Here is an 18,570-nt window from a genome sequence, read left to right on the forward strand (position 1 = left end):
GGTAGCCTTGCGCGGCTGCGGCGAGGGCTGGTGTTGTGCCTGCGACGAGGCGCTCCAGACAACGGTTGTAAGTTGCAGATAAGCCGGTACAATGGCGCCGCTCGCCGCCAGGCGGGTTTCGTTATGGTGGCCCTGCCGGTCCCCCCGCAACGATCAGCCGTGAACCCGGTCAGGCCCGGAAGGGAGCAGCCGCAGCGGTGACATTGTGTGCCGGGGTGTGGCTGGTAGGGTCCACCTCCATAACGTCCGTTCGTTCATCTCCCTTCTTCTTTATTCGTGTTCCGTTCGCTGGTGCATGTGCATGCTCCGGGCGTCGTCGTGTCCGCTGATCCGTTGTTGGGGGTGAAGGCTGTGTCGTGCCGGGTTGCAGCCTGGCGCGCGATCCGTATGCTGCCCTCGGTCATTCACCGACAGATCGTCGTCGTCACGGCGCCGTGTCGTTCGTTCAAGGAGTATCGGTTTGTCCGCAAAAGCTGCCTGGGACATCTTCTGCGTCGTGGTCGACAACTACGGCGACATCGGCGTGACCTGGCGCCTGGCCCGGCAACTGGCGGGCGAACATGGCCAGCGGGTACGCCTGTGGGTCGATGATCTGCAGACCTTCGCCCGACTGTGCCCCGGAACCAGCGCCAGCGCCGCACAGCAGTGGCACGAGGGTGTGGACGTGCGCCAGTGGCCGCGCGAGTGGGGCGGGGCCGAGCCTGCCGATGTGGTCATCGAGGCCTTCGCGTGCGAGCTGCCGCGTGCCTACGTGAATGCCATGGCGGCCAGCGGCCGGCGCATCCTCTGGCTGAACCTGGAATATCTGAGCGCCGAGGACTGGATAGTCGGCTGCCATGCGCTGCCGTCGCTGCAGTCGAGCGGGTTGCAGAAGTATTTCTTCTTCCCCGGTTTCGAGGCGCAGACCGGTGGGCTGATCCGCGAGGCTGATCTGATCCTGCGCCGTGAAGCCTTCCAGCGCGACCCGGCGCGCCGCGAGGACTTCCTCGCCAGTCTCGGTGTGGCGTTGCAGCCCGGCGCGCGGCTACTGTCGCTGTTCGCCTACGAGAACGCGGCGGTGGCGGGTTGGCTCGATGCACTGGCGGCCGATTCTCGACCGAACCAGTTGCTGGTACCCGAGGGGCGTGTACTGGGCGATGTTGCGGCGTGGCTCGGCGTGCCGGCACTGCATCCCGGCGATCGTCATCAGCGTGGTTCGTTGCGGGTGGCGGTGGTGCCGTTCATGACGCAGGACGAGTACGACCTGCTGCTGTGGAGCTGCGATTTCAACGCGGTGCGCGGCGAGGAGTCGTTCATCCGCGGGCAGTGGGCCGGGCGACCGCTGACCTGGCACATCTATCCGCAGGAAGACGACGCGCACTGGGACAAGCTCCATGCCTTCCTCGATCTCTATACCCACGAACTGGCGCCGACTGCCGCTGCAGCATTGCGCGACTTCTGGCGGGCCTGGAATGCGGGCGAGGGTGCCGGTCATGCCTGGACCGCTCTGCAGCGCGAGTATTCGGCGTTGCTGGCGCACGCCGAAGCCTGGACCCACAAGCAGGTGGCCAACGGCGACCTGGCCGGAAAGCTGGTGTTTTTTTACACAGATTGGCTATGATACGCGGCCTGTTTTTTGTCTCTAATTCCAATCGGATGTTCGTATGAAAACCGCACAAGAGTTCCGTGCCGGCCAGGTGGCCATCATCAACGGCGCACCCTGGGTCATCCAGAAGGCCGAATTCAACAAGTCCGGCCGTAACAGTGCCGTGGTCAAGATGAAGCTGAAGAACCTGCTCAACGGTTCGGCTACCGAGACCGTGTACAAGGCTGACGACAAGCTGGAGCCGGTAATTCTCGAGCGCAAGGAAGTGACCTATTCCTACTTCGCTGACCCGCTGTATGTCTTCATGGACAACGAGTTCAACCAGTACGAAATCGAGAAAAGCGACCTCGAAGGCGTGATGACTTTCATCGAAGACGGCATGACCGACGTCTGCGAAGCCGTGTTCTACAACGACAAGGTGATCTCGGTCGAGCTGCCGACCACCATCGTTCGCGAAATCGTTTACACCGAGCCGTCCGTCCGCGGCGACACTTCCGGCAAGGTGATGAAGACCGCCCGCCTGAAGAACGGTGCCGAGCTGCAGGTTTCTGCCTTCTGCGAAATCGGCGACTCGATCGAGATCGACACCCGCACCGGCGAGTACAAGTCCCGCGTCAAGGCCTGATCGCCTCGCAGACTGCTCGTGCAAAGCCCGGCCTGTGCCGGGCTTTTTCATTTCTGCGCCGGTGCTGTTGCGAGCGGTGCCGGCCGCCGGCCGCCGTCCGCTGTTGCCCAGAACCTGCGTCCTGGTTCGGTGGGACCGGTCGTGATTGGCGGCCTTTCGTTTTATCCGTATCGCCAGCGCTCGGCCACGCGCCGGGCTTTCGTGGAATCGCTGCTGCGCTCAGCTTGCCCAGATCCAGCCGACCAGGCCGTAGCAGAGCAGAGTCACCAGCGCGACGCCGAACAGGTTGAGCGCAAAGCCGGCCCTGATCATCGACTGGATGCGCATCCGTCCGGTGCCGAAGACGATGGCATTCGGTGGCGTGGCGACCGGCATCATGAACGCACAGCTGGCGGCGATGGCGGCGGGAATCGCCAGCATTTCCGGCGGCAGTCCCTGTGCCACGGCGAGCGCACCGAGCAGTGGCAGGAACGCGGCCGCAGTGGCTGTGTTGGAAGTGATTTCGGTCAGGAAGGTGATGACCAGCGTGACCAAGCCGATCATCAGGATCAGAGGCAGCACGCCAAAGCCGCCCAGGCCCTGGGCGATCCATTGCGCCAGTCCGGATGCGCCGATCACGCCGGCCAGCGACAGCCCGCCGCCGAACAGCAGCAGCACGCCCCAGGGCACCTTGTTGGCGGTCTCCCAGTCCATGAGGAACACCCGCTGGCGCAGGTCCACCGGGAGCAAGAACAGGCCCAGCGCCGCGGCCATGGCAATGCTGGTGTCGTTGACGCCGTCAAAGTGCCGGGCGAGCAGCGGCTGAATAATCCACGCCAGCGCAGCCAGCACGAACACCACGGCGACCATCTTCTCGGCACGCGACATCGGTCCCAGTTCAGCCATTTCCTTTTCCAGCAGGGCGCGGCTGTCTCCGCCGGCCAGTTTGAAACCGCCGCGGGTCAGCCACCACCAAGTGAACAGCAGCATGCCGGCGCTCACCGGTACGCCCAATAGCATCCACTGGCCGAAGCCGATGTGGACGTCGTAGCTGTCGCGCAGGAAGGCGGCGAGTAGTGCGTTCGGCGGGGTGCCGATCAACGTGGCGATACCGCCGACGCTCGCGGCGTAGGCGATGCCGAGCAGCAGGGCAGTAGCGAAGCGGTCGGCCTCGCGCGCGACACTGCCGGCCACCAGCAGGCCGATCACCGACAGGCCGATGGGCAGCATCATGATGCTGGTCGCGGTGTTGCTCACCCACATGCTGATGAAGGCGGTGGCGATCATGAAGCCGGCGATCTGCCGCTTTGGCTGATTGCCCACCGCCAGCAGCGTGGCCAGCGCGATGCGCTTGTGCAGATTCCAGCGCTGCATCGCCAGGCCGAGCAGGAAACCGCCGAGGAACAGGAAGATCGTCGGGTTGGCGTAGGGAGCAGTGGCCTTGGCCAGGGTGTCGATGCCAAGCACTGGCACCAGCAGGATCGGCAGCAGCGAGGTGGCCGGAATCGGGATCGCTTCGGTGGCCCACCAGACGGCCATCAGCGCGGCCATGCCGACCGTCAGCCAGGCGGTTTGTGAAAGGCCGGCCGGTGGGGCGGTCAGGACACACAACAGCAGGAGCAGGGGACCGAGAAACAGGCCGATGGTGGCCGCCAGTACGGCCCCCTTGTTCTTCGGTGAATCGGGCATTGCAAGGTTTCCTCAAGTGACAGATCCGGCTGCGAGAGGGCGTAGGAGGCCCGGATCAATGCGGCGCGAATTCTAGCAGCCGCTAGTTAACCGACGAATTGAAGGTGTTGCTAATTATTAGCTGGCTATTTATGTCGACGGTATTGCGCGCGTTTTTGACGGCCCGGCCCGGTAGTGGCTGGAACCGGCTGAGGGCTGAGAGAGCCGCCGCGCGGGGACAAGGGGCTGGCCTTGTCCTCCGACTCGGTTACCACTGCCGGGCTATCAGCTCGGGCGCAGCTGCTTCAGCGTTTCGGCAATCATGAAGGCCATTTCCAGTGACTGGTCGGCGTTCAGTCGCGGATCGCAATGGGTGTGGTAGCGATCGCAGAGTCCGGCTTCGGTGATCGGACGGGAGCCGCCGATGCACTCGGTGACGTTCTGTCCGGTCATCTCGATGTGGATGCCGCCAGGGTAACTACCCTCGGCCCGGTGTACATCGAAGAACTGCCGCATTTCGGCCAGCACTCGTTCGAAGTCGCGAGTCTTGTAACCGCTGGATGCCTTCATGGTGTTGCCGTGCATCGGATCGGAGCTCCACAGCACCTGGCGGCCTTCGTTCTGCACCGCGCGGATCAGTCGAGGCAGGCTGGCTTCGACCTTGTCGGCACCCATGCGCACGATGAGGTTCAGGCGGCCCGGGTCATTCTGCGGGTTGAGGATGTCGATCAGGCGGATCAGCTCCCCGCTGTCCATGCTCGGCCCGACCTTGACGCCGATGGGGTTGCCGACGCCGCGCAGGAACTCGACGTGGGCACCGTCGAGCTGACGCGTGCGGTCGCCGATCCACAGCATGTGTGCCGAACAGTCGTACCAGCCGCCGGTGAGACTGTCCTGGCGGACGAAAGCTTGTTCGTAGTTCAGCAGCAGTGCCTCGTGGGCGGTGAAGAAGCTGGTCTCGCGCAATTGTGATGCGTCATCCAGGCCGCAGGCGCGCATGAACTTCAGCGTCTCGTCGATGCGTGCACCAAGCTGGTGGTACTTCTCGGCCAGCAGTGAGTTGGCGATGAAGTCCAGATTCCACTGATGCACCTGGTGTAGGTCGGCAAAACCACCCTGGGCGAAGGCGCGCAGCAGGTTGAGGCTGGCGGTGGACTGGTGGTAGGCCTGCAACAGGCGCTCGGGATCCGGCACCCGGCTCTTCTCGTCGAAACCGATGCCGTTGACAATGTCGCCGCGGTAGGCCGGCAGGGTGACACCTCCGATGGTTTCGTCGCCGGCCGAGCGCGGCTTGGCGAACTGTCCGGCCATGCGGCCTACCTTCACCACCGGGCAACCGGCGGCGAAGGTCATCACGATGGCCATCTGCAGCAGCACCTTGAAGGTGTCGCGAATCTTGGTGGCGGAGAACTCAGCGAAACTCTCGGCGCAGTCGCCGCCCTGCAGCAGGAAGGCGCGGCCCTGGGTTACTTCGGCGAACTGCCGACGCAGCTCGCGGGCCTCGCCGGCAAATACCAGCGGCGGCAGGCCGGCCAGGGTGTGCTCGACGCGCGCGAGATGTTCGGCATTCGGATATTCGGGTTGCTGCTGGATCGGTTTGCTGCGCCAGCTCGACGGGCTCCACGTGGTGGTCATGGGGACGTTCCATTCGCGAAAAAGTGCGGCGATGTTACCGCAAGCGTGCGGCGAAGGCTGATAGCGCCTGCCAATGGGGCTGTTAACATGCGCCGATTCAGGGGAGGGCGGGAATGCAAGACGAGGAACGGCTGCTGGCCGAAGTGCAGGACGAATTCGGCTTGATCCGGGTATACGAGGTCGGCGACTACCGCTTCCTCGAATTCGGCGCGGCGGTGGAGCAGAGCTGTGTATTTACCCCCGATCCCAGCTGGCTGGAGTACGACTACACCCGCGCCATGTTGATCGGCGCGTTATGTCATCCGGCGCCGGAGACCGCGCTGTTTCTGGGGCTGGGTGCCGGTACGCTGACTCAGGCCTGCCTGGAGTTCCTGCCGCTGGAAGATGTGGAGGCCATCGAGCTGCGCCCGGCGGTGCCGGAGCTGGCCATGCGTTATCTCGGTCTGCGCAACGACTCGCGGCTGTACATCCGCGTCGGCGACGCGGTTGAGCTGCTGGACACGGCGGAAAGCGCCGATCTGATCTTCGTCGACCTGTACACCGACGTCGGTCCTGCCGCCGCGCATCTGGCGTGGAATTTTCTGCGTCAGTGCCAGCAGAAACTTGCTCCCGGCGGCTGGCTGATCATCAATCAGTGGGGCACCGACGAGGACAAGCCGCTGGGCGCGGCGCTGTTGCGCGGGCTGTTCCATCGCCACTACTGGGAATGCTCGGTGAAGGAGGGCAACGTGGTGCTGCTGGTGCCCGCCGATCTGGAGCAAGCTCTGGATGTCGACGGGTTGCAGCAGCGCGCTGCCGCGCTCGCGCCGCGTCTCGGCTACTCGCTCGACTACCTGATCGCAGCGCTGCGGCCGGCCAGCTGAATGCCCTGCGTCGGTGCGCGCTGCGCATATTCGAGATCATCAAGGGGCTGAGCGAACGCAGCCTGCACAATGGCCAGACCGTTCGTAAGCCTCCAGCGACATCGGCCAGACGCTCGGCGTGCTGCAGGAAGGCGTCGAGTGCGTGCGACATACCACCAGCAAGCTGCATCAACTGGTCGGCCTCTTCCGCGTCAGTACTGCCACCAGCGAAGTGGCCTGAGCGTTCGGCCCGGCGCTGGGGTTAGGTAAAAGTAACGGGTAGGGTGGATAACGCCGCGTGCGGCTTATCCACCAGCTCTGCATTCACCGCCGACCATTGCTATGCAAAATACGCGCACAGGCTCGCGTTATTCCGGTATAGTACGCGCCGGCTGAAACCCAGCCTGCGTTCAGGTACTGCAACACACGAAGCGCTGCTTCGGCTGCTGTCCGCTTCGAGCGGGCTATCCTTGACGATTCATCATCCATACGTTTTCGCAACCCCGCCGACCAGGCTGCCAGGGTGACCTTCGGGTTTTGCACGGCATGCGCAGCTTCGGAACAATGGGTCTTGCGGAGCATCAGAGACAAGACCCATGACCCAAGAAATCGGCGGCTTTGCCGCACTCGGTATTCACTCCGCTGTCCTGGCTGCCATCAGCGCAGTCGGCTACGAAGAGCCTTCTCCCATTCAGGCCCAGGCGATCCCGGTGATCCTCGGTGGCCACGACATGATCGGCCAGGCGCAGACCGGCACCGGCAAGACCGCAGCCTTCGCGCTGCCGATCCTGTCCAAGATCGACCCGGCCAAGCGTGAGCCGCAGGCGCTGATCCTCGCGCCGACCCGCGAGCTGGCGCTGCAGGTTGCCACGGCATTCGAAACCTATTCCAAGCAGCTGCCCGGCGTTGGCGTCGTCGCCGTATACGGTGGTGCCCCTATGGGCCCGCAGCTCAAGGCCATCCGCCAGGGCGCGCAGGTCATCGTTGCGACCCCAGGTCGTCTGGTCGATCACCTGAGCCGCAACAGCGAGCTGCTGTCGACCATTCGCTTCCTGGTCCTCGATGAAGCGGACGAAATGCTCAAGCTGGGTTTCATGGACGATCTGGAAGTGATCTTCGAGGCCATGCCCGAGAGCCGCCAGAGCGTGCTGTTCTCCGCCACGCTGCCGCACTCAATCCGCGCCATCGCCGAAAAGCACCTACGCGAGCCGCAGCACATCAAGATCGCTGCCAAGACCCAGACTGTCGCTCGCATTGAGCAGGCGCACCTGATGGTCCATGCCGACCAGAAGATCCAGGCCGTGCTGCGCCTGCTGGAGGTCGAGGATTTCGACGCCCTGATCGCGTTCGTGCGGACCAAGCAAGCCACACTGGATCTGGCCGCCGCGCTGGAAGCCAAGGGCTACAAGGCCGCTGCGCTGAATGGCGACATCGCCCAGAACCAGCGTGAGCGCGTCATCGAATCGCTGAAGGATGGCCGTCTGGACATCGTCGTCGCCACCGACGTCGCCGCCCGCGGTCTCGATGTAGCGCGCATCACCCACGTGTTCAACGTGGACATGCCCTACGATCCGGAATCCTATGTGCACCGCATCGGCCGTACCGGTCGAGCCGGTCGCGAAGGCCGTGCGCTGCTGCTGGTCACTCCGCGTGAGCGTCGCATGCTGCAGGTCATCGAGCGCGTGACCAACCAGAAGGTCGCCGAAGCCCGTCTGCCCAATGCCCAGCAGGTACTGGACGCTCGTATCAAGAAGCTCACCAACAGCCTCGCGCCGCTGGTGGCCGACGCCGAAACCACCCATGGCGAGCTGCTCGACAAGCTGGTCGCCGACATCGGCTGCAGCCCGCGTGCCCTGGCCGCTGCGCTGCTGCGCAAGGCCACCAATGGTCAGGCGCTGACCCTGGCGGAAGTCGAGAAAGAGCAGCCGCTGGTTCCGACCAGTGGTCCGCGTGAGCGTAGCGAGCGTTCGGATCGTCCTGAGCGTAGTGGTGATCGCGAGCGTCGCGCTCCAATCCCGCTGGCTGAAGGCCGTGCCCGCTGCCGCACTCCCCTGGGCGCGCGTGACGGCATCGCCGCACGCAACCTGCTCGGCGCCATCCTCAATGAAGGTGGTTTGGCTCGCGAAGCTATCGGCCGCATCCAGGTGCGCGACAGCTTCAGCCTGGTCGAGCTGCCGGAAGACGGCCTTGACCGTCTGCTCGGCAAGCTCAAGGACACCCGCGTCGGCGGCAAGCAGCTCAAGTTGCGTCGCTATCGCGAGGATTAATCCTCGGCGGTTAAACGAAAAAAGGCGGGCTTAGAGCCCGCCTTTTTTATGCCGTCGAGAAAATCGGGCGGCACCGACCTGCCGTCTAGCAATGTGCCCTCGTGGAGAAAAAGCACCGGCATCCCGTCGACTTTGCCATTTCGTGCGGTATCCACCTAAACGAAGCGCTCCTTCGCCGTCAATCCCGTTCGGGCTGTTCAAACTCTGAACAACATGCTAAAAACGACCGCAACCCGAATCATCTAGCCGCTTGAAAACGAAGGGAAAACCATGACCAAGTCGGAGTTGATCGAGCGTATCGTCACCCAGCAGGGCCTGCTTTCGTCGAAGGATGTCGAACTGGCCATCAAGACCATGCTGGAGCAAATGGCCCAGGCGCTGGCCACCGGCGACCGGATCGAAATTCGTGGTTTCGGCAGCTTCTCCCTCCACTACCGCGCCCCCCGCGTAGGCCGCAACCCCAAGACTGGCCAATCCGTCAGCCTTGACGGCAAATTCGTCCCGCATTTCAAGCCAGGGAAGGAGTTGCGGGATCGGGTGAATGAGGAAGAGTAGTTCTCATTAACAACTGTTGATGCCATTGGTCTAATTCGACTCATAATTAGCGCTGGTAAGTTTGGCAATTCAACTCCTGCATGGCACTATGCGCCGTTTTTCAAAAGCGCTTCCCGTGGAGGAACTCATGCAGGAAACAGGAAGTTACCGGGCTATTTCTCGCGACGACGAGATCGATCTGATTGAGCTAGTCATGGCGCTTTGGTCTTACAAGCTCATGATTATCTTGATCACCTGCCTAGGTGTCGCGATTGCATCAGCGTATTCGCTGCTCGTTACACCCACGTACTCCGCTCAGGCAATCATCGCGCCAGCATCCATAAACCGCTTTGGTACACTGGCCGGCGCCCTCAGTAGTCGGCAGCTGCGCCAGGAACAGTCGGCCATATCTAGCGGTGTCCACTTGGCCAATGAAATGTTTGATGTGTTGGTCACTAATCTTAACTCACGGATCATGCGGCGCGATTTTGATGCGGCCAATCCAGATTACCGCGAAGTTGTATTTAAACTGACTCGCGGAAAGCAGCTGACTGATCCGGTTTCTTTAAGTGCCACAGACAAAATAGCAACGCGAACCAATGAATTTATCGTTGCTTATTCGGCTTATGTATCCCATGCAACAGTAGGGCAGCTAAATGAGTATCTGAAAGGTATGGGGGTTACTGAAGACGTTGAGCCGTCAGCCTTGTACCGATTGGAACAGCCCGCGACTACTCCATTGGTACCGATAAAACCAAGGCCTGTGCTGATTATCTCCTTGGGTTTTGTTCTCGGTGCTATGTTCGGGGTCTTCGCCGCATTGGTGCGACACTTGGCCCGTTTGCGCTCCTTCGGCGGCGGTCGCCAATAGGGTGACATCCAAAAGTTATTCCGGTCAGCGACGCTGCTGCTGCCCAGTTGGTCGTTTACGGATTGAGAAAAAACAGACAGGGCGCAACGGCGGCTTTTGGCTCGTAGAGATGGTTAGGCCGGCCGCAGCAATCGCGTTTTAGAGTCGCAGTTTCCAGCGCTGCGACCGTTCCCTTAGCTCTTGACTTATTTGTGCCTCGTTAAGGACTGACCATGCACTTCCCAATGATCGAGCACCATGGTGCCAAGGGTGGTGTCACCGGCGCCTGCCATGAGCTCCATATGAATGCGGGCAGCCCTCTGCTGATGGGCTGCGGGCTGCTCCTGGGTGGCGATGCGTCTGAACGGGCGAATGATGGCCGGGCACGCGCGCTTGAGCCTACCAACTGGCTCAAACTTCACATCACCCTCAACTCTCCGTTGGCTAGCAGCCTCACTAACGCCGGCCGTATCTTCACCTACTTCAAAGTCATGCTGGGCGATAAAAGGCACAACGTCCTCTTTGCCGGCTATCGAGCTACAGGTCCCCGACCCACGCAATCCAGATGTACGGTCCGACAGGTGGCTACGGTGGATCTCCATGGTGAGTGCTTTGCTGTCAGTTCAGGCATCACCAGCATTATTGGCTATTCGGCCCATGCAGATCACAAAGAATTAGCGAAAATTTGTGACCCGAATGCAGTTGTGGCCGACGGAGATACGGATAGTGCATATCTAGAAAATAATCTAAGGAGGCGCTGATCGAAGTGCTAGAACAGCATTTTCGGACGCCTTCTGAATTGAAGCTGTAGAGCATTAGCTCGTTCTTTTTGGAGCAGAAATGACAATCAAGACTCTCTGTGTCTTTGGAACGCGCCCGGAGGCGATCAAGATGGCGCCATTGGCGCTTTCCCTGTCTGGCGATGAGCGCTTTGATTCCAAGGTATGTGTGACTGGCCAACATAGGCAGATGTTAGATCAAGTGCTTGAGCTGTTTGAACTCAAGCCTGACTTTGACCTGAGGGTCATGAAGCCTGGGCAGGATCTCACAGGGGTGACAACCGCTATCCTAATGGGGATGAGAGATGTGCTGGCGAGCTGCAAGCCGGACATCGTGCTGGTTCATGGCGATACTGCTACGACTTTTGCCGCGAGCCTTGCTGCTTTCTACCAGCAGATCCCGGTCGCTCATGTGGAAGCCGGGCTACGCACAGGAAACCTCTATTCGCCGTGGCCGGAAGAAGCTAACAGAAAGCTGACGGGCGCCTTGGCAACACTGCATTTCGCACCTACCGAGAATTCGAAGGCCAATCTTTTGCGCGAAGGGGTCGATCCTGCGTCGATCCATGTCACAGGCAATACGGTCATCGATGCGTTGCTGGAAGTGATCGAACGCCTTGATAAGGATGTGGAGCTAAGCCAGCAAGCAGCCGCGCCTACCGCATTCCTCAATCGGGACCGCAAGCTGATCTTGGTTACCGGCCATCGCCGTGAAAGTTTTGGCGGAGGCTTCGAGCGGATATGCCAGGCCCTGCTGGAAACGGCCAAGCAGCATCCCGACGTGGATATCGTCTATCCGGTACACCTCAATCCCCAGGTTCAGGAGCCAGTCAATCGCCTGCTGGCAGGGGTGGATAACATCCACCTGATCGAGCCGTTGGACTACTTGCCTTTTGTATACCTAATGAGCCGGGCGCATATCATCCTGACCGATTCAGGTGGTATCCAAGAAGAAGCACCCTCGCTGGGCAAGCCTGTTCTGGTCATGCGCGATACCACGGAGCGTCCGGAGGCCGTATCGGCGGGTACGGTCAAGCTGGTCGGTACCGATGTGGCACAGATAGTTGAGGAGCTGGATATCCTGTTGACTGACAAGATCGCATACCAGTCGATGAGCTTTGCGCATAACCCGTATGGTGATGGCAAGGCCTGCCTGCGTATCTGCTCAACACTTTCTGATTTTCTTTCCTGACAATCTGATTAGCTGCGTAACTGCCTGCTTTACTCTAAATGGAATAATCATGTCATTTGAAACAATTTCGGTCATTGGCCTCGGTTATATCGGACTTCCTACCGCGGCAGTTTTTGCCTCTCGGAAAAAGAAGGTTATTGGCGTCGATGTAAATCAGAAAGCGGTGGACACCATCAACCGAGGTGAAATCCATATCGTCGAGCCGGATCTGGATATGGTAGTTCACGCGGCTGTTACCGAAGGCTATCTGAAAGCCGTCACGATACCCGAGCCGGCGGATGCCTTTCTGATCGCCGTACCCACACCGTTCAAAGGCGATCACGAACCGGACCTTAGCTATATCGAATCCGCCAGCAAGGCTATCGCCCCGGTACTGAAGAAGGGGGATCTGGTCATTCTCGAGTCCACCTCTCCGGTTGGTGCGACGGAGCAGATGGCCGAATGGATGGCAGAGGCGCGACCGGATCTAACCTTTCCGCAAACCCACGGTGAAGAATCTGATATCCGAGTTGCACATTGCCCTGAGCGCGTTCTACCCGGCCACGTCCTGCGTGAGCTGGTGCAAAACGACCGGGTGATTGGTGGTATGACTGCGAAGTGCTCGGATAAGGCTGCCGCACTGTACAAGACCTTTGTGGAAGGCGAGTGCGTCATCACCAATGCGCGCACAGCTGAAATGTGTAAGTTGACGGAAAACAGCTTTCGAGACGTCAATATTGCTTTCGCCAATGAACTATCGATGATTTGCGACAAGCTGGACATCAATGTATGGGAGTTGATCCGGCTTGCCAATAGGCACCCTCGCGTCAACATCCTTCAGCCAGGGCCAGGCGTGGGCGGGCACTGTATTGCAGTTGACCCTTGGTTCGTTGTTAGCAAAACGCCAGAACAGGCGCGTCTGATTCGGGCGGCCCGTGAAGTCAACGATAGCAAGCCAGAGTGGGTAATCGAGAAGGTCAATCTGGCTGTTGCCGAATACCTACAGGCCAACCCTGAAAAGACCGCGAAGGAAGTTACTATTGCCTGCTTTGGTCTAGCATTCAAGGCAGATATAGATGACCTACGCGAAAGCCCTGCTATGGCGATAGTGCAAGAAATTGCTTTTATCCATCCTGGCCCGACAATAGCGGTGGAGCCCAATATTAGTGCGCTACAAGAGAATGCGGCTAGAAACGTAACGCTTTCTAGTATTGAAGGTGCGCTAAATCGTGTAGATATAGCGGTTTTGCTCGTCGATCATAAACAATTCAAAAGTGTTGAGTGGAAAGAGTTTTCTTCGCAATATGTAATTGATACTCGCGGTATGGCGACAGGTTTATAGGTGAGGTTATATATATTTTTGCGTAATGCGGGGGCTAGGGATGTACAAGAATGGGGCATCAGCAAGTGCTTAAATTACAAAAAGCGATAGCGTGGCTGGTAATGTTTCTGATGCCTATCCCTATCTTCCTGTCTCCTAGTAGTTCGATAGTATTCGCGAATGGAACTATAGGGAATGAAGCTTTGGCATTTCCGCTTTCATTGGCGATGGTGCCATTGGTTTTTACTTTATCGGTTATTAATATTAATAAAGTTAGGGGCGTGAAAGCCTTTTTGTATTTTTGGCTATTATTGTTCTCGTTGTGGGTTATAGGCTCCGCTTTTGCTTCTGCTTCAAATTACCCAGTTTCATTAATGTATGCGTCGCAGTGGGTATTGATTTTTTTATGGGCGGGCTATTTTTTTTCCAGTTTAGAGGGCTTTCCGTTTGAAAGTTTGGTGCGTCCATTTTTTATTGGTGCTTTCTTTGGTGCCTTTTATATATTTATTTCTGGCTTTATGGAGTTTCTCTTTTATGGAACCTTGCTAGATGCAGGGCGAATGACGCAAAATCTAGTACTAAAGGGGCAATACCAATTGGCGGTTTATACGCCTACTGTTTTAGCTTACTCGTTCCTTGTTTTGCTTGTTAGTTGGTCTTCGCGCATTTTTCCTTTTTCGTCATTGGCTTTCTTGCTGTATGCCGTAGTGGTATTAGTTGCGTTAATTTTTACAGGGGCAAGAGAGGGGTTGTTGGTTTATTTTCTTGGTAGTTTTTTTATATTATTTTTACGCTCTCTGCGTGCGCTCTTTGTCTGCACGATTCTATCAATTTTTTTCGTGTTTATATTTTTATCGAGGTTAGAAGAGGTAGTCTATTGGTTTTCCGTGTCGGAGCTTCGATTGCTAAATAAGATTGCTCGGCTTTTTGAAGAAGGTGGGGCTCTTGGGGCGCGGGATATTATGATCATGGAGTATGTGAAAATTATTATTGATAATCCCTTTTGGGGGGTTATGATGGTTCCCCCGGAAGTAATTTCCAATGGAGCGGCTACGAGTGTAAAAAGTGCACACAACTTCTACGTTGATGTTTGGGCGTGGGCTGGGTTTCCGGGTTTTTTAACTTATTTGTTTTTCTCTATTTCGTTATTATTTATGGCTATAGCTTCAATAGCAAAGTCATGGCTAGCAAGAGGTGGAGATCGGGTCGTGGTCGGCGCTTCTTGGGTGGTTATTATTATGCTGCTAGTCAGTAATAATATTAATGTTCCACTTCGGCAGCCTCTTGTTATCCCGTTATTCTTGTTCTGTGTTTATCTGATGTTTCCCTCAAGAAATAGGGTGGGGTGTGGTGCTGTTTTAAATGTCGAGCGACATAATTTTCTTATTAGAGAGTCATAATAATGAACGATGCTCTCCGGCAAAAAATATTGCTGGTGACAGCTGTACTAGTCAACCTAGTGGCTGGGCTTGTTGCTATTCCGATCATAAGTCGTGGTTTTAGTTCGGATGAGTTTGCCACGGTTTCGGTTTTGTTGTTAATTAACGCAATGTTTGGCGCTTTTGATTTTTTTAGGCCGGTGTTTGTTTCGGAATTTTCAGCTGGAGATAAATTAATATCAATAGCTGATATGTTTGCTTCTTCCGTTGTTGTGTTGCTTTTTTTATCCATTCCGATTTACATTCTGTATTCGCAGTTCTTGTCGTCTTATTTTTCTGGGGATGACTTCCGTAATATTTTTATTGCCTTTTTTTTGTTTGTTTTTTATTCGGGATTTTGGGCTGCTTTAGATATTAATAATAAGGTTGGTGTTTCGGCGCTTCTTAGGTCTCTCTGTGTGGCAGGGGGGTATTTGTTTTATGCGGTTGAGGCTGTTTTCAAAAATTCTATCGCTCTTTCTTTTGGCTTGTTAATTATTCATGGTGTGTCTTTATTTTTGTTTATTTTGCTATCCTTTCCCTACCTTTCGATCGCGGCTAAAAGAAGAGTAGGTCAGAGCTTTTATAGAAAAGCATTTTGGACATTTGGTCAAAATTTATCGAAGGTGGTGATTGATTTTTGCGATAGGCTCTTTGTTTCGCGTTTTTTTTCTCCAGAGGTGACTGGGGCTTATAATTTAATTTATGATGTAGCGTCGCGTAGCGGTATATTTAGCCAGGTCTGGACCACCTATAGCTACCCGAAACTATGCGAATCTAAAGACTTGATCTCGCGCTTTTTGGTTGTTGGCATTGGACTGTCTTCGTTGATATTTGTTCTGGGGCTGTTGTTCTTACTTTTCGGGCAGCAATTGTATATTCTGTATTTCGGTGAAAGGCTGGTCGCTTTCTTTAAGCCTTTTTGTGCGATGATTTTCGCTTTTTCAATTTTCTCTCTCGCTTTTTTTTCTCAGGCTGGGTTAAGAGCTGTTGGGCGGTACGCTTATTTGTCTTTTAGTTTTGCCGTGTCAGCTGTCTTGGGTCTTGTGAGTATATATCCATTATATCTTTTCTTTGGTCTTAAAGGGGTGCTTTTGTGCTTTCTCTTGTTAAAGTTGCCTGGGGTTTTTGGCTATTGGTACATGCGTACTTTGCTGGGTAAGTATAAAATATGTTTTTATGCATTGGTTCTCTTTAATTGCCTTTTGTTTTTTTATGTGATGTTTGCTTGGGGGGAGGTATGAAGTACTTTCTTGTTGTGAGTGCTGAGGTTTTGTCTTCTTTGCTTTTTCTTTTGCCTAGATACAGGGCTCTTAATTTTTTTAAATCTTGTTACTTGCGATTTGTTTGGGGTGCAAGTGTCGGGAGAAGGGTTGTTTACTATTCGGGTGTGCGAATTTTTTCTGGTAGAAATCTGGTTGTTGGGGATGATGTTGATTTTGCTAAAGGTGTAATGGTTACAACTGAGGGTGGGGTTACAATTGGTGATCGAGTTTTGCTCGGATACGGGACGCAGATCCTCTCGTCAAATCATAGGGTCCCGTCTAAGTCCGAAAGAATATTTGACGCGGGGCACGTTAAGAAGCCGGTAGTAATTGAGAGTGATGTCTGGGTTGGAGCTAACTGCATTATTTTGCCAGGTGTAACTGTCGGCAATGGAGCAGTGGTTGCGGCGGGTAGTGTGGTAACAAAAAGCGTACCGCCACTGGTATTTGTTGGTGGTGTTCCTGCAAAAGTAATAAAGATGCGAGATTAATATGAGGCAAGTTCTCCAAGACATGGCTAAGGGCGAAACTATCTTGGCCGAAGCTCCGGCACCCCAGGTATCTCGTGAGAATCTGATTATTAATAGTCGTATTTCACTGATATCTGCTGGAACCGAGCGAATGCTGGTTGGTTTTGGAAAGGCCTCCTATCTGGAGAAGGCTCGCCAGCAGCCAGATAAGGTAAAGATGGTGCTTGAAAAGGTGGCGACCGATGGCCTGATGACTACCATTGAGGCGGTGCGGTCTAAGCTGGCTCAACCGTTACCGCTTGGCTACTGCAATGTGGGGGTTGTATCCGAGGTCGGCGTTGGTGTTGAAGGCTTTAAGATCGGCGACCGCGTGGTCTCCAATGGCCCCCATGCTGACCTGTTCAAGGTACCGAAGAATCTTTGCGCTCGAATCCCCGACGAGGTGGACGACGAGTCTGCGTCGTTTGTCGTGGTGGGCAGTATTGGATTACAGGGCATCCGTTTGGCCCAGCCCACGCTGGGTGAAGCTTTCGTAGTTACCGGCGCAGGTCTTATTGGACTGCTGACCATCCAGTTGCTTCGCGCCCACGGTTGCCGTGTGCTAGCCATTGATTTCGATGACTCCAAGCTCGGGTTGGCTCGCCAGTTCGGCGCATTGACCTGTAACCCCGCTAAGGGTGAAGACCCGGTTGCGGCAGGTATGGCGTTCAGCCGTGGTCAAGGAGTCGACGGTGTGATCATCACTGCCTCGACCAAAGCCACCGATCCCGTTACCCAGGCGGCGCGTATGTGTCGCAAGCGGGGGCGTATCGTCTTGGTGGGTGTGACCGGTCTCGAACTCAATAGGGCCGACTTCTATGAGAAGGAGCTGACATTCCAAGTTTCCTGTTCCTACGGTCCCGGTCGCTACGATCCGAACTATGAGGACAAGGGGCAGGATTATCCGCTGGGCTTTGTCCGCTGGACTGAACAGCGCAACTTTGAGGCGGTGCTGGATATTCTGGCTAGCGGTCAGCTTGATGTGAAACCCCTGATCACCCATCGCTTCGCCTTTGAGGATGCGCCGCAAGCCTACCAGACCCTGACTGAAGATAAGGCCGGCCTCGGTATTCTTCTTCAGTACACCTCTGATGTAGCCGAACGCTCCGTTCGAAAAGTGGCACTAACGGCGGCTCCCACCTTCGATGCTCAACGACCCGTGATGGGATTTATCGGTGCGGGTAACTATGCCTCACGAATGCTGATTCCGGCCTTCAAAGCAGCCGGTGCGCAATTCCATAGCATCGCTACCGCTGGCGGTATCAACGGCGTGGTACACGGCCAGAAGGCGGGTTTTGCCGAAGCTACTACCGATACGGGTGCCATGCTCGCCAACCCGGGCATCAATACCGTAGCCATCGTCACTCGCCATGACAGCCATGCCCGTTTCGTCGCCCAGGCGTTGCAGGCTGGCAAGAACGTCTTTGTCGAAAAACCATTGGCTATTGACTTCGCCGGGCTGGACGAGGTGGAGGCGGCCTACGCTGCAGCTCATGCTGACGGTGGTGGTCCGCAACTGATGGTTGGTTTCAACCGCCGCTTCTCGCCGCAAGTACAGAAGATGAAAGCGTTGCTCGAGCCGCTGCAAGAGCCGAAATCTTTCATCATGACCATGAATGCTGGCGCCATTCCGGCTGATCACTGGACTCAGGACAATGCAGTTGGGGGCGGGCGAATCATTGGCGAGGCTTGCCATTTCATCGACCTGATGCGTTTCCTGGCAGGGAGCAAGATTGTTTCGATACAGGCGCGTCGAATGGGAGATGCTCCCGGCGTAGCTGTCACTGAAGATAAGGCTTCTATTACCCTCGCTTTCGAAGATGGTTCTTTCGGTACCATTTTGTATCTGGCTAACGGTGCCGCCAGTTTCCCGAAAGAGCGTGTCGAGGTGTTTGCTGCCGGCCGCGTGCTTCAGCTGGATAACTTCCGAAGGCTCAGGGGCTATGGTTGGCCGGGCTTTTCCAAACTCAACCTATGGAAACAGGACAAAGGACAGGATGCGTGTGCTGCTGCCTTTCTGAAGGGTATCGAGCAGGGTACGCCGGCGATCCCGGCTAATGAGATCTTTGAGGTTGCGCGTACCACCATCGAAGTCGCCGAATTATTGCGTAACCAGTAACCC

General features: G+C 56.5%; 15 protein-coding genes and 1 other RNA gene. 14 read left to right on the plus strand and 2 right to left on the minus strand.

Features of this window, described 5'->3' with window-relative positions; translation table 11 throughout:
- Window positions 1–133 precede the first annotated feature (133 nt).
- The 3 genes from ffs (at window position 134) to efp (ending at window position 2,210) form a co-directional block, all read left to right on the plus strand.
- An RNA gene (gene ffs / locus N8H22_RS17360) (signal recognition particle sRNA small type) lies at window positions 134–230 on the plus strand.
- 230 nt (window positions 231–460) lie between these two features.
- Entirely contained in the window at window positions 461–1,600 is a 1,140-nt protein-coding gene (gene earP, locus N8H22_RS17365) for an elongation factor P maturation arginine rhamnosyltransferase EarP (RefSeq protein WP_264591750.1), read from the plus strand.
- 43 nt (window positions 1,601–1,643) lie between these two features.
- Window positions 1,644–2,210, plus strand: a complete 567-nt coding sequence (efp, locus tag N8H22_RS17370; protein ID WP_264591751.1) for an elongation factor P — start codon at window positions 1,644–1,646, stop codon at window positions 2,208–2,210.
- 219 nt (window positions 2,211–2,429) lie between these two features.
- On the opposite strand, the gene N8H22_RS17375 is transcribed toward efp, so the two are convergent.
- Window positions 2,430–3,878: a DASS family sodium-coupled anion symporter gene (locus N8H22_RS17375; RefSeq protein ID WP_264591752.1), complete on the minus strand. Its 1,449-nt coding sequence runs from the start codon at window positions 3,876–3,878 to the stop codon at window positions 2,430–2,432.
- Between the two features lie 264 nt (window positions 3,879–4,142).
- Window positions 4,143–5,492, minus strand: coding sequence for a 3-deoxy-7-phosphoheptulonate synthase class II (locus N8H22_RS17380; protein WP_264591753.1), 1,350 nt, complete (start codon window positions 5,490–5,492; stop codon window positions 4,143–4,145).
- Window positions 5,493–5,605: 113 nt separating this feature from the next.
- On the opposite strand from N8H22_RS17380, the gene N8H22_RS17385 reads away from it, so the two are divergent.
- The 11 genes from N8H22_RS17385 to N8H22_RS17435 all read left to right on the plus strand — a co-directional run bounded on the left by N8H22_RS17385 (window position 5,606) and on the right by N8H22_RS17435 (window position 18,567).
- Window positions 5,606–6,355, plus strand: a complete 750-nt coding sequence (locus tag N8H22_RS17385; protein ID WP_264591754.1) for a spermidine synthase — start codon at window positions 5,606–5,608, stop codon at window positions 6,353–6,355.
- Between the two features lie 575 nt (window positions 6,356–6,930).
- On the plus strand, window positions 6,931–8,601 hold the full coding sequence (locus N8H22_RS17390) for a DEAD/DEAH box helicase (RefSeq protein ID WP_264591755.1): 1,671 nt from the start codon (window positions 6,931–6,933) through the stop codon (window positions 8,599–8,601).
- Between the two features lie 270 nt (window positions 8,602–8,871).
- A complete protein-coding gene (gene ihfB / locus N8H22_RS17395; protein ID WP_167137668.1) occupies window positions 8,872–9,156 on the plus strand; it encodes an integration host factor subunit beta in 285 nt (94 codons plus the stop codon).
- Between the two features lie 127 nt (window positions 9,157–9,283).
- Window positions 9,284–10,006, plus strand: a complete 723-nt coding sequence (locus tag N8H22_RS17400) for a Wzz/FepE/Etk N-terminal domain-containing protein (RefSeq protein WP_264591756.1) — start codon at window positions 9,284–9,286, stop codon at window positions 10,004–10,006.
- 212 nt (window positions 10,007–10,218) lie between these two features.
- Window positions 10,219–10,746 (plus strand): hypothetical protein, encoded by a 528-nt coding sequence (locus N8H22_RS17405; RefSeq protein WP_264591757.1) that lies wholly within the window; start codon window positions 10,219–10,221, stop codon window positions 10,744–10,746.
- Window positions 10,747–10,825: 79 nt separating this feature from the next.
- Window positions 10,826–11,956, plus strand: coding sequence for a UDP-N-acetylglucosamine 2-epimerase (non-hydrolyzing) (wecB, locus tag N8H22_RS17410; protein ID WP_264591758.1), 1,131 nt, complete (start codon window positions 10,826–10,828; stop codon window positions 11,954–11,956).
- Between the two features lie 49 nt (window positions 11,957–12,005).
- Entirely contained in the window at window positions 12,006–13,277 is a 1,272-nt protein-coding gene (gene wecC, locus N8H22_RS17415) for a UDP-N-acetyl-D-mannosamine dehydrogenase (protein WP_264591759.1), read from the plus strand.
- Window positions 13,278–13,327: 50 nt separating this feature from the next.
- Window positions 13,328–14,656, plus strand: a complete 1,329-nt coding sequence (locus N8H22_RS17420; RefSeq protein WP_264591760.1) for an O-antigen ligase family protein — start codon at window positions 13,328–13,330, stop codon at window positions 14,654–14,656.
- A gap of 2 nt (window positions 14,657–14,658) precedes the next feature.
- Window positions 14,659–15,918, plus strand: a complete 1,260-nt coding sequence (locus tag N8H22_RS17425; protein WP_264591761.1) for a hypothetical protein — start codon at window positions 14,659–14,661, stop codon at window positions 15,916–15,918.
- Window positions 15,915–16,430, plus strand: a complete 516-nt coding sequence (locus N8H22_RS20085) for an acyltransferase (RefSeq protein WP_272890864.1) — start codon at window positions 15,915–15,917, stop codon at window positions 16,428–16,430. The genes N8H22_RS17425 and N8H22_RS20085 overlap by 4 nt, the downstream gene beginning before the upstream one ends.
- 1 nt (window position 16,431) lies before the next feature.
- Entirely contained in the window at window positions 16,432–18,567 is a 2,136-nt protein-coding gene (locus N8H22_RS17435) for a bi-domain-containing oxidoreductase (RefSeq protein WP_264591762.1), read from the plus strand.
- Window positions 18,568–18,570 lie beyond the last annotated feature (3 nt).

Source organism: Stutzerimonas sp. S1 (assembly GCF_025966695.1).
Classification (GTDB): domain Bacteria; phylum Pseudomonadota; class Gammaproteobacteria; order Pseudomonadales; family Pseudomonadaceae; genus Stutzerimonas.